Genomic DNA, 12,401 nt, shown 5'->3' with positions numbered 1-12,401 from the left:
ATGTTTCATCTGCCCGACTTCTCATGGATGGCCTGGACCTGGCAGACCGCCGCTTTTTTCTGCGGTATCGCCGCCCTGCTCGTTGGAATGGGTGTCTGGGAATATGCTTCCCCCGGAGGCGCACCACGCAACGGCATCCTGGGGTTCGAGACCACACGCGGCGACCGTCTGTTCATTTCGTTACTCGGCAGCGCATTCATCAATCTGGCATGGCTTGGACTGGTTGGTCCGAACCTGTGGTGGGCTGTCGCCCTCTCGGTGGTCTACGCCATTGGCGTATTTCGCTTTGTTTAAGGTGTCCGAAGCGGAATACGTCCGCTTCATGCAGTAGTGGGCCCGGGGGACATACCGCGCCCGAAAGTCGATATGCACTCGCAAGCTTTGGGAGGATCAACATGCGACGGCATCTAATGACGACTACGGCACTCATCGTGCTGGCAATGACAGGCGCAGCTTCAGCAGGAATGGATGAGGCAAAGCAGTTTCTCGACAAGGAAATCGGTGACCTTTCATCCCTTTCGCGCGCCGACCAGGAAAAGGAAATGCAATGGTTCATCGATGCAGCCAAGCCCTTCCAGGGCATGGACATCAAGGTCGTTTCCGAATCCCTGACCACCCACGACTATGAATCCAAGGTGCTGGCCCCCGCTTTTACCGCCATTACCGGTATCAAGGTCACGCACGACATTATCCAGGAAGGGGATGTCGTCGAGAAAATCCAGACGCAGATGCAGACCGGTCAGAATCTCTATGACGGCTGGGTCAACGACTCCGACCTCATCGGCACGCACTGGCGGTACCAGCAGGTCCGCAACCTGACCGACTTCATGGCCAATGAGGGCAAGGACGTTACCAATCCGGGCCTTGATCTGGACGATTTCATCGGCAGCAAGTTCACCACCGCTCCCGACAAGAAGCTCTATCAGCTTCCCGACCAGCAATTCGCGAACCTCTACTGGTTCCGTTACGACTGGTTCAACGATGAAAAGAACAAGGCCGACTTCAAGGCGAAGTATGGTTATGACCTTGGCGTTCCCGTTAACTGGTCGGCATATGAGGATATTGCCGCGTTCTTCACCGGTCGCGAAATCGATGGCAAGAAGGTCTATGGCCATATGGACTATGGCAAGAAGGACCCGTCACTCGGCTGGCGCTTTACCGATGCGTGGCTTTCCATGGCCGGCAACGGTGACCGGGGCTTGCCGAACGGCCTGCCGGTCGATGAATGGGGCATCAAGGTCGATGACCAGTCGCGTCCGGTCGGTTCGTGCGTCGCACGCGGCGGCGACACCAACGGACCAGCTTCAGTCTATGCGATCCAAAAATATCTGGACTGGATCAAGGCCTATGCTCCAGCGGAAGCGCAAGGCATGACCTTCTCCGAATCCGGTCCCGTTCCTTCGCAGGGCAACATCGCCCAGCAGATTTTCTGGTACACGGCATTCACTGCGGACATGGCCAAACCAGGTCTCCCCGTCGTGAATGAGGACGGAACGCCGAAGTGGCGCGTTGCCCCCTCGCCGCACGGTGTTTACTGGAAAGACGGCATGAAGCTTGGCTATCAGGACGTTGGCTCCTGGACGCTGATGAAGTCCACGCCAGATGACCGCGCCAAGGCCGCGTGGCTCTATGCGCAGTTTGTCACGTCGAAGACAGTCGATGTGAAGAAGAGCCATGTGGGACTGACCTTCATCCGCGATTCCACGATCCATCATCAAAGCTTCACGGATCGCGGACCGAAACTTGGTGGTCTGGTCGAGTTCTATCGTTCTCCGGCCCGCGTGCAATGGTCGCCGACCGGCACTAACGTACCCGACTATCCGAAGCTGGCTCAGCTGTGGTGGCAGGCGATCGGCGATGCGTCTTCCGGCGCAAAGACGGCACAGGAAGCGATGGATTCCCTTTGCGCCGAACAGGAAAAAGTCCTCTCTCGTCTGGAGCGCGCCGGGGTTCAGGGTGACATCGGACCGAAGCTCGCCGAGGAACATGACATCGAGTTCTGGAACAAGGATGCCGTTTCCAAGGGCAATCTCGCTCCGCAGCTGAAGATCGAAAACGAGAAGGAAAAGCCAATCACCGTCAATTACGATGAACTGGTCAAGAGCTGGCAAAAGTAAGGCTGGTAAAAAACTTCATCGGTCGGCCTGTTACGCCGACCGGCGACCCACGTCGGATTGTTTCGCGGTAATGGGGTCTCAAGATTAGGCCCTTATTTCACAAACCACTTAATTGCAGTCCTTTACGATATATAATTTTAAATATACTTACATTGACAAGAAAAACTGCATAATATCCTATTCTGATGCAGCGTTTTACCCACGCGACTTACCATAGAGGGAGGACAGAATGGATATCAGGCCGTCTATCTTTGCCTGGACTTTGACTTGCTCGCTGGCAGTATCCGGCGTCGCATTCTCGCAGGAATCCCGCACAAAAGTTATTCTGGACGCGGACATGGTCGAACTCTTCGACGATGGCACCGCCATGCTTCTGCTTGAGCGGGCTCCCAACATCGACCTGCTCGGCGTGACGGTCGTGTCCGGAAACACGCCCATGCCGGCCGGCGTGGCCGCGGGTGTCCGACAGTTGGAGGCGCTTGGCTCCGACGTGCCTATCTATGAAGGCAGCCGATACGGCATTCGCAACTGGCGAGGGAACAAAGCCACGCCGGAAGTGCTCGCGGCAGAATTGCAGATCAGCCCCATCACCGGTTGGGGCGGCTATCTGCGACCGGATGCGGGCAACGAGATCGATGCCGACCCCACGGCAAAATGGTCCGACGTTTACAAACACAAATATGGCGAAGCGCCATCCTACAAGCGGGTTTATGGCCTGGATAATCCCGACCCGGATGGCAACAGGGACGCCGTCGATTTTCTGGTCGATACAGTCAATAAATATCCCGGCCAGGTCAAACTGGTAGCCATCGGCCCACTCACCAATATCGCACGCGCCATTCTCAAGGACCCAAGCTTTCCGTCGAAGGTCGCCGAAATCGTCTATATGGGCGGTGCTTTCTATGTACCCGGAAATTCGTCAGCATCGGCGGAGTTCAACTGGTGGGCCGACCCTGAAGCCGCCAAGATCAGCGTCCGGTCGAAATGGGGCGATCCAAATTCCGAAACTTTCAAGGCGTATGGAAATCAGGTGATTTCGGGTCTGGAGGCCAATGAACATACGGGCGGAATGCCGGAAGACCTCTATCGAAAAATGGTCGACGGCAGCGTTCCGGGCATTCAGAAACTCTGGCTTGCCCGGGAGGAGCGGATCAAGGCGGAAGGCGGAACCACTTTCGGGCCCGACAATGTATGGGACCTGTTTGCAGCCGCTTATGTCATCGACCCCTCGATTGTGCTCGCATGGAACAATGCGCCTCGTCCCAAGGATGGAACATCTGCGCCTGCTACCGGCGTTTATGTGGACGTGAACACTGAGATGGGCCTGGACTATGGCCGAAGCCTTGCGTTCACCAACAACGATATTGGAGGCAATGGTGAGGCAAGACGGGGACCGGTAGGCACTCAGAAGGCCGCCATTCAGAACTACATCGACGAAGACAAGTTCTGGAAAAAGATCGTTGTCCCCCTGACAACCGCCACAAAGAAATAGGCGTAATCCAAAACCCGGCGCGGTGCGAAACGCAAAACGCCGGGTTGAAGCCTTTCATGGTGCGGTCAGCGAATACGCCGCAACAACCTTTCGCGATAGGTATCGACAATAACCGCGAGGATGATCACCGTACCGATAATGATCGGTTTGTAATTGTCACCGATGCCGAGCAATTGCAGGCCGGTAGCCAAAACCTGCAGGATGCAGGCACCGGCCAGCGTCCCCACGATTGATCCCTTGCCGCCGAACAGGCTCGTCCCACCGATGATGACGGCTGCTATCGCGTTGAGTTCATAACCGACGCCAGCAATCGGGCTTCCAATGTTCAGCCGCAGCAGATAGACAATCGCAGCAATACCGGCGGTGACGCCGGAAATGACAAACGCAGCGATCTTGTATGCATCGGGATTATGTCCCGAAAGGCGCACCGCCTCGTCATTGGCGCCGACCGCATAGATCATGCGACCGAAAACCGTAAAGCGGAGAACGAACCAGCCGACAGCGATCACTGCCACCGCGATCAGGAAGATCGAAGGCAGGAAGCCACCGACTATCAGATTCCCGAAATCGACAAACCCTTGCGGAAGCCCGGTAATGGTGGAGTTGTTCGACACCACACGTGCCGCACCGGCGGCGATATTGAGCATGCCCAGCGTGACAATAAACGACGGGATTTTCCAGTAGGTCGACACCTTGCCGTTGATGAACCCGCAAAGCCCACCGACGGCAATGCATGCCAGAACGGCGAGCGGGATCGACAAGGCGGGCTCCAGACCGGAGGTCATGATAAGTGCGCCCACGACCGTGCATAAGGCAAGCACCGAGCCAACGGAAAGGTCTATGCCGCCGGTCAGAATAACGAAGGTCATGCCTGCCGCAAGAACCGTGTTGATGGCGATCTGAACGAAAATCTTGAGCGCGTTGCCCGGCGTTGCGAAATAGGGCGCGGTGAAGGAAAATACCAGCGTTATCAGGATCAACGCCAGAAACACACCCGCATCACGCAGCAGGAAGCGCTTCAGTTTCTGGCGATCGACAGCGTCGGATTGTTGGACAGATGGAGAAGTGGGTTCCGTCATGCGTGAACATGCTCCTGATAAGCGAGCGAGAGAATACGTTCCTGGTCGAATTGCGACCGGTCAAGTTCCCCCACCAGTTTGCCGTTGGAGAAGACGATGATGCGGTGACACATGCCGATAAGCTCGGGCAGGTCCGAGGAAATCATGATGATTGCCTTCTGGTTGGCGGCAAGCATCCACAGGAGTTGATAAATCTCGCGCCTGGCGCCGACATCAACCCCGCGTGTCGGTTCATCGAGTATCAGCGTGGACGACCCACGAAACAGCCATTTTGCCAGAACCACCTTTTGCTGATTGCCGCCGGAGAGATTACGCACCGGCGTGTCGATGGATGCCGTCTTGACGCGCAACCGCTCGACCAGCTCAGCCACGGCACCTTTCTCGACGCTACGGTCCAGCAGACCGCCATTCGAGATTTTTTTGAGGTCGGTGATCGTGGCGTTGATATAGACGGGCATATCCAGCAGAAGCCCCTGGGTCTTGCGATCTTCGGTCAGGAAGCCAAGGCCGTTGCGCACCGCATCGCGCGGATCACGGATGTCTACCGGCCTACCATCGATATCGATTTCCCCTGCCGATCTTGGATCGGCGCCGAAGATTGCGCGCATCACCTCGGTGCGGCCTGATCCGACCAAACCGGCGACGCCGAGAATTTCTCCATGGCGCACCGAAAACGAAACCGGCGGGGCGCCGTTGTTGCGCCTGACATTCCTCACCGACAAGGCGACGGTACCAGGCTTGATATCAGCATTGAAGCCGTATTCATCCGCGATGTCGCGGCCGATCATCATGCGCACCAGATGCGGCACGCTCAACCCCTGCAGGTCGCGTGTCTCCACCAGCCGCCCGTTGCGCAACACCGTTACGCGGTCACCGATCTCGAAGACCTCGTGCAGACGGTGTGAGATGTAGATGATGGTGACGCCTTTCGCCTTCAGGCGCTTGATGATCGCAAACAGCCGCTCAATTTCCGGTGGCGTCAACGTCGCCGTCGGCTCGTCCAGAACCAGTAGTTTGCTGTCATAACCAAGCGCCTTGGCGATTTCGACCAACTGCATTTGCGCAACGCCCAGCTCCGAGACCGGCATCCGCGGATCGACCGCCAGACCTACCTCGGCGAGAAGCTCTTCGGCGCGCCGGTTCAGCCTTGCCCGATCCATGATCCCAAAGCGCCTCGGAAGGCTTTCCAGCATCAGGTTTTCGGCGATGGAAAGATGCGACAGCAAGTTGAGTTCCTGATGAACGATGCGAATACCCTGAACCTGCGCGTCGTGCGGGGTCTTTGGGTTGTAGGGCTGGCCGTTCAGAAAAATCTCGCCGGAATCGGGCTGATATATGCCGGCGAGAAGCTTGATGAGGGTGGACTTTCCGGCGCCGTTTTCGCCCAGGATGATATGTGTCTCGCCGCGCTGCAGTTCCAGCGTGATACCGTTCAACGCAACCACACCCGGAAAGGTCTTGCCGACATTTTCCAATCTTAAAATGGCGTCGGCTGACTGCATGTCTTTTCCTGCCTGCCGGGTGAAGCGGAGCGGCGCTTGGAGCGCCGCTCTATGATTGGCATGTTTCAGAGATCCTTGGCGGTGATGAGTTTGATATCCGTCTTGACCCAGCCGGAAAATTTCTCGCCCGCCAGCTCCTTGAGACCGTAATCAATGCCCATGGCTGCCATCTGCGCCCCGAACTGATCGACAGTGGCAAGCATCTTGCCATCCTTGATCAACGGCTGGACGGCGGGAATATTGTCGAAGCCCACCACCTTGATCTGCCCCGATTTTCCAGCGGCATCCAGCGCCTTCACCACGCCGAGCGCCATGGAGTCGTTGGCTGCCATCACGCCTTGAATGTCCTGATATTGCGTCAGGAAATTGGTCATCAGCGTGTTGGCTTCTTCCGTTTCCCAATGCGCCGTCTTGGAATCGAGCAGCGTCAGGCCGCCCTCGGCCACGGCATCGTCAAACCCCTTCTTGCGTTCCTTGGCGTTGTCGGCCTCGGGATTGCCTTCGAGGATAACCACCTTGCCGCCCTTGCCCAGTTCCTTGGCAAGCGCCAAGCCTGCGAGCTTTGCACCCTCGCGGTTATCGGGACCGAAAAAGGCAAGATCGACACCGGCCTGCTTTTTCGCCTCCTCATCCAGCGCCACGTCGATGTTGATGACCTTGATGCCGGCTTCCAGAGCCTTTTTGACCGGCGTTACCATCGCCTTGGAATCCGCCGGAGCCAGCACGATCACATTGAACTGCTGCGTGACGAAATTCTCGACTGCATCGACCTGTGCGGCGAAATCCCGTTCATCCTTCATTCCGACAGCGGCGAAAGAGAACTTGTCGGTGTTTTTGGCGGCATAGTCCTCGGCACCTGCCTGCATCTGCTTGAAGAACTCATTGGCGAGCGACTTCATGACCAGACCCACTTTGGGCTTGTCCGCGGCAAAAGACGGCAAGGACGGTAGAAGCAGAGCACCGGTGCCCAGTGCGCTCGATGTTATAAACTGGCGCCGTGAAATTGAAACCCGACCCAGTCCTGTAATAATTGAACTTTTAGTCATGAATTCCTCCCCTCACTTCAGTAAAAATCTGCCGTGTTACTGCAGCGTAGTGCTGTGTATGCAGTACTGTCAAGACGGCAAGATAGAGGGAAGCGTTCACGGTTCTGGCCCCATGACAGACCTGACACAGCAAAACCGATTGCACTTCTCATCACGATATCTTCGCAGTGTTAGAAGGAGTTGACCGCCACCACGGGAACTGGTGACGCACTTATCGGTTGATGTCGACGGCGGGCGTGAAACGAGCAAGGATAACTGCCATGTACAAGTTCCCGGCAATCGCAGCTTTGGTACTATCGGCTTTCATTCCAACTGTTCCCGCACATGCGCAGAGTATTGAAATCGGCCCAAACGGTATCCAGGTCAATCCGGATGGAGATCGACGTTACGGTCGCGAGGAAATCAGCGAACGCAGGGCCCGCCCGGATCGCGCGCAGCGAAGGGATGGATGAAGTTGAAAGCATCTCAAGGCGCAGAAACGTTTATGTTGTCCGAGGACTGGACCGTCGCGACGACGAGATGCGTGTTGTCATAGATCGTCGCACCGGCGAAGTCCTTGAGGTGCGCTAGCCGTGCGAAAAGACGGTTGGCGAGAGCGATCAAAAAGCGGCTCCCATGAGCCGCTCTTGCCTGAATAGTCCAGGGATCGCACGGGTTCCGCCCACAGCGCCTCCTGTCGGGGCCGCCCGCCGGCAACGACGGCGTAGACTCGGTCACTCAGCGTGAATGAACCTTTTCGTTAGGTTTTTGTTAACCATGCTGGAGGACATGGCCATGCAGTTGATTTTTTGGATTGAGATCGTAGCGATCCTGGCCGTCAGCGCTGTCGTTTTCGGTATTACCTGGATCGAAACCCATAAGAAGTGAACCAGCTGACCGGGATCGCTTCGAGAGTGTGCCCCTTGGACGCAGCTCCGTTCGTGCGCGCCAAATTTAACACGGTTGAGTTAGCGCCCAAACTGCGTCAAGGTATGAGGCATGTTCGATTGGCCACTCATATTTGTCAGCCTGCTAGCGATTGGTGTGGCGGTATTTCTAATCTACTGCTTGTGGGTGATTGTTTTTGCAAAGCCGGACGGGGAACCCGTCGAGCCCACGACCCTCGACACGGTCGATATGCTCCCTTTCATGAATCACGACGCTGATTGATACCCCTTCGAGCCATACGGCCTGAAATCTGTTCGGTTACAGCTGGACCGTGAGTTTTTTCCTTGTTCCCCCGAGGTTTTGGCATTAAATGCCTCGTTTCCCGGACGCTTGCGGTGCTAAAAATTCTCCAGCAAGAAATGGAATTGGTCTTAAAAACTGCGCCCGAAACATACCACGACAAGAATGTAATTTCGTACGGTTTACACCACGATTCTATCATAAACGGACGCCACGATCAGCTCTATATCTTGCCATCGGAGATGCAGACCATGATCCACTCGACACCCAATACAGTCGCACCGGAAGCCGGTTTTCATGCTTTTGGCAATTCTGGCATGCTTCGGGAATTGCAAGCGAAAGTCGAAGACGCCAAGCGCAAGGCGAATAGCAGCCTGCGCCGCGCTCGGTCCGCGCCCGGACCGCACGTGACGACGAACTCCATTTTCCTGTCACTCTATGAAGAACATCTCCGGGATCGGGAGTCGTTGTTTTCCTCGTTGCGGCAGCTGGACGATATGCGGAATGCGAGTACGCAGCATCGGGTCGCCGAATAAACCGTCAACCTCTGTTGCGTGGATGAAATCCATTGGGGCCGAAGCGCGTTTAATCCTGATAGGCGAGACTATCGCTGAAATTGCCGCTGAAATTGCGCCCGGCTTCGCGGGCGATATTGGCCACAAGCGTGATCAGGCGTGTCGCCGCGCTTTCGAGATAGATAGCGCTATAGCTGGTCGCGGGGAAAGCGGCGTTGGTATTCAACACCTGAAGCTCGCCCGTCCGAAGCTCTTTCTGGATCACCACGGGGGGAATGACGGAAATACCGACGCCCGCCGAAATCATGTTGATCGTCGTGGTGAGCGAGTTGGAATAGTGGACAGTTGCGTCTTTCAACCGCTCCTCGGTGAAGTAATTGATGATCTGCTGATAATTATAGGAGCCGCTCTCATAGGAAATGAGATTGCGGCCCAGTAGATCATCGCGCGACAGAACATCTTCCGCACCGCCCGGAAACTGGTTGCTGCGCGATATCCAGAACATGCCGAACGTGCATATGTCGACAATACGCAGATTGGGCGTCGGTTCGGGCTTGATCGCGAAAACGATATCGAGCTCCCGTTGCTCCAGCTTCTGCACGACCCCCTTCGAAGATGAGGTTGTGATCGAGATGCGTATCTTCGGATAACGCTGGCGCACAATATCGAGAATACCCGGCAATATGGTCATGGCAAGGCTTGGAACGATGCCGATCTTCAGCGTTCCTTCGAGCCCGTTTTGCGGGCTCAGGCTTTCCACCAGATCATGGTAACGCCGCACGACATCGCGCGCGCCCTCGACAAAAGCTTCGCCCTCCGCCGTCAGGTTGACGTCGCGCGCGTCGCGGTCGAAAAGCCGGAAACCGAGTTCCTGTTCCATGGCGCCGATACGATTGGATATTGCCGCCGGCGTCATGTTGAGGCGAGCCGCCGTCGCCCGGAAATTACGCAGTTCCGACAACCAGATCACCGTTTCCAGAAAACGGATATTCATGGACCGGCATGTCCCTTCCCATTTCAGTTACCCGCGCGCGTTTCTTGAAGTCCCTTATTGCGCTCCGGGCAGCCAGATTCGTCCTTTCCTTCTAAGACACTTGCGGGATGAAAATAAGCAAATAGTCATATTCAATCCCACAAACGACAGGGCCGGCCAAAACCGGCCCTGTCAGATCAGCCTTCCGCGTGAGCGAGGATTTTCCTGGTTGCGCCTGAAACGTCACCCAGCTTGAGACCGGTCTTTACGGAAGCTTCGCGTGCCTTGCCCTTGTCCTGTATGTCCAGCGCACGCGAGGCGACCGCGTTCACTTCGTCACGCGGCAGGACGAGAACACCGCTCTCATCGGCCAGAATGGCATCACCCGGATTGACGACGACACCGCCGCAGGAGACCGGAATGTTGATGCCGCCACCCAGATCATAGAGCCGGGTGGTGATGGGCGAGATGCCCCTGGCCCACATCGGAAAATCGGAATCCTCGATTTCCGTCAGGTCCGTGCAGGGGCCATCCACAATGCCGGCGACGGCCCCCGCCGCCTTCGCCGCGATGGTCACACCGCCGCCCCAACACGCATAGCGGTCGTCCCCCATCCGGTCCACCACCAGAATATCGCCGGGGCGAAGCATTCCGGTTACGTGGTGAAGCAAGGTGGAATCCGGACCCGGTATGGCGATGGTGACGGCGGTGCCCACCACGCGGCGCTTCGGGAGGAGCGGCTGGATGGAACGGTGCATGAAGCCGAAGAAACGCCAGTGTCCGACGGTGGCTGTTTCGACGCCCGACAGGAGCTTGAGATCGCTTTCAGCTATCTGCTCCGGCATGGGGTTGATCGTATACATAAGGCGCCTCCTATGCGCAGGCCTGCAACTGCTTGCCGATGCGGCGATGGCTGACCATCGGGATGAGTGAACGCACACGTTCGATCTGGGCACGCTCGATGCGGGCCGTCACGAAGCCGACACCATCGGAGGCGCGCGCCACCACATGACCCCACGGATCGCAGACCAGCGAGTGACCATAGGTATGACGCCGTTCGCCGTTGGAAACGGTGCTGCCGGTCTGGCCGCAGGCCGCGAAATAGGTCTGGGTTTCGATGGCACGGGCCCGCGCCAGCACCTCCCAGTGATCCTTGCCGGTCTGCAACGTGAATGCGGCGGGAAGAACGATCACATCGGCACCGGCCTTTTCCAGCTCCAGATAAAGTTCGGCAAAGCGGATGTCGTAGCAGATCGCGCAGCCGATCTTGAACCCGTCGAGGTCATAGACGACGACATTCTCGCCCGGCTTGACGGTGGCGGATTCCTTATAGGCCGTCCCGTCCGGCCCGACGATGTCGAACATATGGATCTTGCGATAATGCGCGATCTCCTGGCCTTCGCGATTGAATACGAAAGTGGAATTGTAGATGCGCTTTTCGTTCGGAACCTTTTCCCATCAGGGTACCGGCATGGACAAAGACTTTGTGCTCACGGGCAAAGTCCTGCGCCATTTTGTAGGCAGGACCACCGGGAACGCTCTCGGCTGCCGCAAGTTTTTCTTCCGAAGTACCGCCGTAATATTCGAAATATTCGGGCAGCACGATTAGGTCCGGAGAATCCGTGCGCACGGCATCTTCCATCAATCCCCGCGTAATGCGCAGGTTTTCGGCCTTGTCGGCCTGCGGGCTCGTTTGGATCAGGGTGATCTTCATTTTTTCCTCCAGCGAATGGGTTAGTAATCAGTTCAGTCAGGCAACCAGGGCTTCGCTTTTCAGCATGTTTACGGTCGAGACCATGCCCTGGCGAAGCGTCATGTTCTGGGTGGCGACGACCAGCATCGCGGCGCCCTCGTCCTGCGCGAAGCGCCGTTCGGCTTCGGTCCAGGCGGGCATGATCCACGGCTTCCCGGCAGCGCGTGCAGCAGCCGCGCAGCGGCGCAGGTCGGCCTTGTCGTCATCATTGAAAGCGTAGGCTCCCCGCCCCCGCGCAAGCGCCAGATCCGAAGGGCCGGGAAACAAGCCGTCAACCGTATCGAGCGCAATGATCTTCTCGACATCGGCAAGACTTTCCGCCGTCTCGATCATGGCGAAGCATTTGGTGCGCTTGTTCTCTTTCTCGAAGGCATCGGTGGCCGGGCGGGCATAACCGAAAATGCGGCCGCCAGTATAAGAGCGCGTGCCGACCAGCGGATATTTTGCCGCTTTCGTAACCTGCTGTGCATGTTCCACGCCCAGAATATGCGGAACGATGACGCCATCCGATCCGAAGTCCAGCGCCTGCTGAATGGCTTCTGGCGTCGGCGCCAGCACCTTGGTCAGGGTGGAAAGACCCTGCGCCTTGGTAAAGGCCAGAAATTGGTCCAGTGTCGACAGGTCGAAGGTTCCGTGCTCGAGTTCGAGGACGAAGGACGAGAAGCCGCAGGTCCGGGCAATTTCGAGATAGCTGAAATGCGGTTGCGACATCCAGAGGGCGATATTTTCCATGCTTGAAGTCACTTTCAGTTGGGAG

Annotated in this window: 12 protein-coding genes and 1 pseudogene; 5 read left to right on the top strand and 8 right to left on the bottom strand. The window is 57.0% G+C overall.

Features of this window, described 5'->3' with window-relative positions; genetic code table 11:
• From OINT_RS21620 to OINT_RS21610, 3 genes are all read left to right on the top strand, one after another.
• Nucleotides 1–294, top strand: coding sequence for a DUF2160 domain-containing protein (locus OINT_RS21620; protein WP_006470075.1), 294 nt, complete (start codon nucleotides 1–3; stop codon nucleotides 292–294).
• 101 nt (nucleotides 295–395) lie between these two features.
• A complete protein-coding gene (locus OINT_RS21615) occupies nucleotides 396–2,117 on the top strand; it encodes an ABC transporter substrate-binding protein (RefSeq protein WP_006470074.1) in 1,722 nt (573 codons plus the stop codon).
• 229 nt (nucleotides 2,118–2,346) lie between these two features.
• On the top strand, nucleotides 2,347–3,609 hold the full coding sequence (locus tag OINT_RS21610; protein ID WP_006470073.1) for a nucleoside hydrolase: 1,263 nt from the start codon (nucleotides 2,347–2,349) through the stop codon (nucleotides 3,607–3,609).
• Between the two features lie 65 nt (nucleotides 3,610–3,674).
• Here the strand turns inward: OINT_RS21610 and OINT_RS21605 are convergent, their stop codons facing one another.
• From OINT_RS21605 to OINT_RS21595, 3 genes are all read right to left on the bottom strand, one after another.
• Nucleotides 3,675–4,688, bottom strand: coding sequence for an ABC transporter permease (locus OINT_RS21605; protein WP_006470072.1), 1,014 nt, complete (start codon nucleotides 4,686–4,688; stop codon nucleotides 3,675–3,677).
• Nucleotides 4,685–6,190, bottom strand: a complete 1,506-nt coding sequence (locus tag OINT_RS21600) for a sugar ABC transporter ATP-binding protein (RefSeq protein WP_006470071.1) — start codon at nucleotides 6,188–6,190, stop codon at nucleotides 4,685–4,687. Before OINT_RS21600 ends, OINT_RS21605 begins: the two co-directional genes overlap by 4 nt.
• A 65-nt stretch (nucleotides 6,191–6,255) precedes the next feature.
• Nucleotides 6,256–7,236, bottom strand: coding sequence for a sugar ABC transporter substrate-binding protein (locus tag OINT_RS21595; protein WP_006470070.1), 981 nt, complete (start codon nucleotides 7,234–7,236; stop codon nucleotides 6,256–6,258).
• Between the two features lie 260 nt (nucleotides 7,237–7,496).
• Here OINT_RS21595 and OINT_RS24415 point away from each other — a divergent pair, with 260 nt between their 5' ends.
• On the top strand, nucleotides 7,497–7,688 hold the full coding sequence (locus OINT_RS24415) for a hypothetical protein (protein WP_328284853.1): 192 nt from the start codon (nucleotides 7,497–7,499) through the stop codon (nucleotides 7,686–7,688).
• A 13-nt stretch (nucleotides 7,689–7,701) separates the two neighbouring features.
• Here the strand turns inward: OINT_RS24415 and OINT_RS24410 are convergent, their stop codons facing one another.
• Nucleotides 7,702–7,839, bottom strand: coding sequence for a hypothetical protein (locus OINT_RS24410; RefSeq protein ID WP_328284852.1), 138 nt, complete (start codon nucleotides 7,837–7,839; stop codon nucleotides 7,702–7,704).
• Between the two features lie 659 nt (nucleotides 7,840–8,498).
• Between OINT_RS24410 and OINT_RS21585 the strand changes: the two genes are divergently transcribed.
• A complete protein-coding gene (locus OINT_RS21585) occupies nucleotides 8,499–8,939 on the top strand; it encodes a hypothetical protein (RefSeq protein WP_235691723.1) in 441 nt (146 codons plus the stop codon).
• Nucleotides 8,940–8,988: 49 nt separating this feature from the next.
• Here OINT_RS21585 and OINT_RS21580 read toward each other — a convergent pair whose 3' ends face one another.
• The 4 genes and pseudogenes from OINT_RS21580 to OINT_RS21565 form a co-directional block, all read right to left on the bottom strand.
• Nucleotides 8,989–9,912 carry a LysR family transcriptional regulator gene (locus OINT_RS21580; RefSeq protein WP_006470065.1) on the bottom strand — a complete coding sequence of 308 codons (924 nt, stop codon included), beginning with the start codon at nucleotides 9,910–9,912 and terminating at the stop codon, nucleotides 8,989–8,991.
• Between the two features lie 176 nt (nucleotides 9,913–10,088).
• Entirely contained in the window at nucleotides 10,089–10,754 is a 666-nt protein-coding gene (locus tag OINT_RS21575; RefSeq protein WP_006470064.1) for an RraA family protein, read from the bottom strand.
• Nucleotides 10,755–10,764: 10 nt separating this feature from the next.
• Nucleotides 10,765–11,605: pseudogene (locus tag OINT_RS21570) on the bottom strand (carbon-nitrogen hydrolase family protein).
• A 36-nt stretch (nucleotides 11,606–11,641) separates the two neighbouring features.
• A complete protein-coding gene (locus OINT_RS21565) occupies nucleotides 11,642–12,376 on the bottom strand; it encodes an HpcH/HpaI aldolase family protein (protein ID WP_006471845.1) in 735 nt (244 codons plus the stop codon).
• Between the last annotated feature and the right edge of the window lie 25 nt (nucleotides 12,377–12,401).

Source organism: Brucella intermedia LMG 3301 (assembly GCF_000182645.1).
Classification (GTDB): Bacteria; Pseudomonadota; Alphaproteobacteria; order Rhizobiales; family Rhizobiaceae; genus Brucella; species Brucella intermedia.
Note: the sequence above shows the minus strand (reverse complement) of the source record. Positions and strands in the feature narration are given on the sequence as shown.

What these genes read in the sequence shown, in the direction of transcription:
- OINT_RS21620 (WP_006470075.1), top strand. Translation starts at nt 1, where the DNA reads ATGTTTCATCTGCCCGACTTCTCATGGATGGCCTGGACCTGGCAGACC.
- OINT_RS21615 (WP_006470074.1), top strand. Translation starts at nt 396, where the DNA reads ATGCGACGGCATCTAATGACGACTACGGCACTCATCGTGCTGGCAATG.
- OINT_RS21610 (WP_006470073.1), top strand. Translation starts at nt 2,347, where the DNA reads ATGGATATCAGGCCGTCTATCTTTGCCTGGACTTTGACTTGCTCGCTG.
- OINT_RS21605 (WP_006470072.1), bottom strand. Translation starts at nt 4,688, where the DNA reads ATGACGGAACCCACTTCTCCATCTGTCCAACAATCCGACGCTGTCGAT.
- OINT_RS21600 (WP_006470071.1), bottom strand. Translation starts at nt 6,190, where the DNA reads ATGCAGTCAGCCGACGCCATTTTAAGATTGGAAAATGTCGGCAAGACC.
- OINT_RS21595 (WP_006470070.1), bottom strand. Translation starts at nt 7,236, where the DNA reads ATGACTAAAAGTTCAATTATTACAGGACTGGGTCGGGTTTCAATTTCA.
- OINT_RS24415 (WP_328284853.1), top strand. Translation starts at nt 7,497, where the DNA reads ATGTACAAGTTCCCGGCAATCGCAGCTTTGGTACTATCGGCTTTCATT.
- OINT_RS21580 (WP_006470065.1), bottom strand. Translation starts at nt 9,912, where the DNA reads ATGAATATCCGTTTTCTGGAAACGGTGATCTGGTTGTCGGAACTGCGT.
- OINT_RS21575 (WP_006470064.1), bottom strand. Translation starts at nt 10,754, where the DNA reads ATGTATACGATCAACCCCATGCCGGAGCAGATAGCTGAAAGCGATCTC.
- OINT_RS21565 (WP_006471845.1), bottom strand. Translation starts at nt 12,376, where the DNA reads ATGGAAAATATCGCCCTCTGGATGTCGCAACCGCATTTCAGCTATCTC.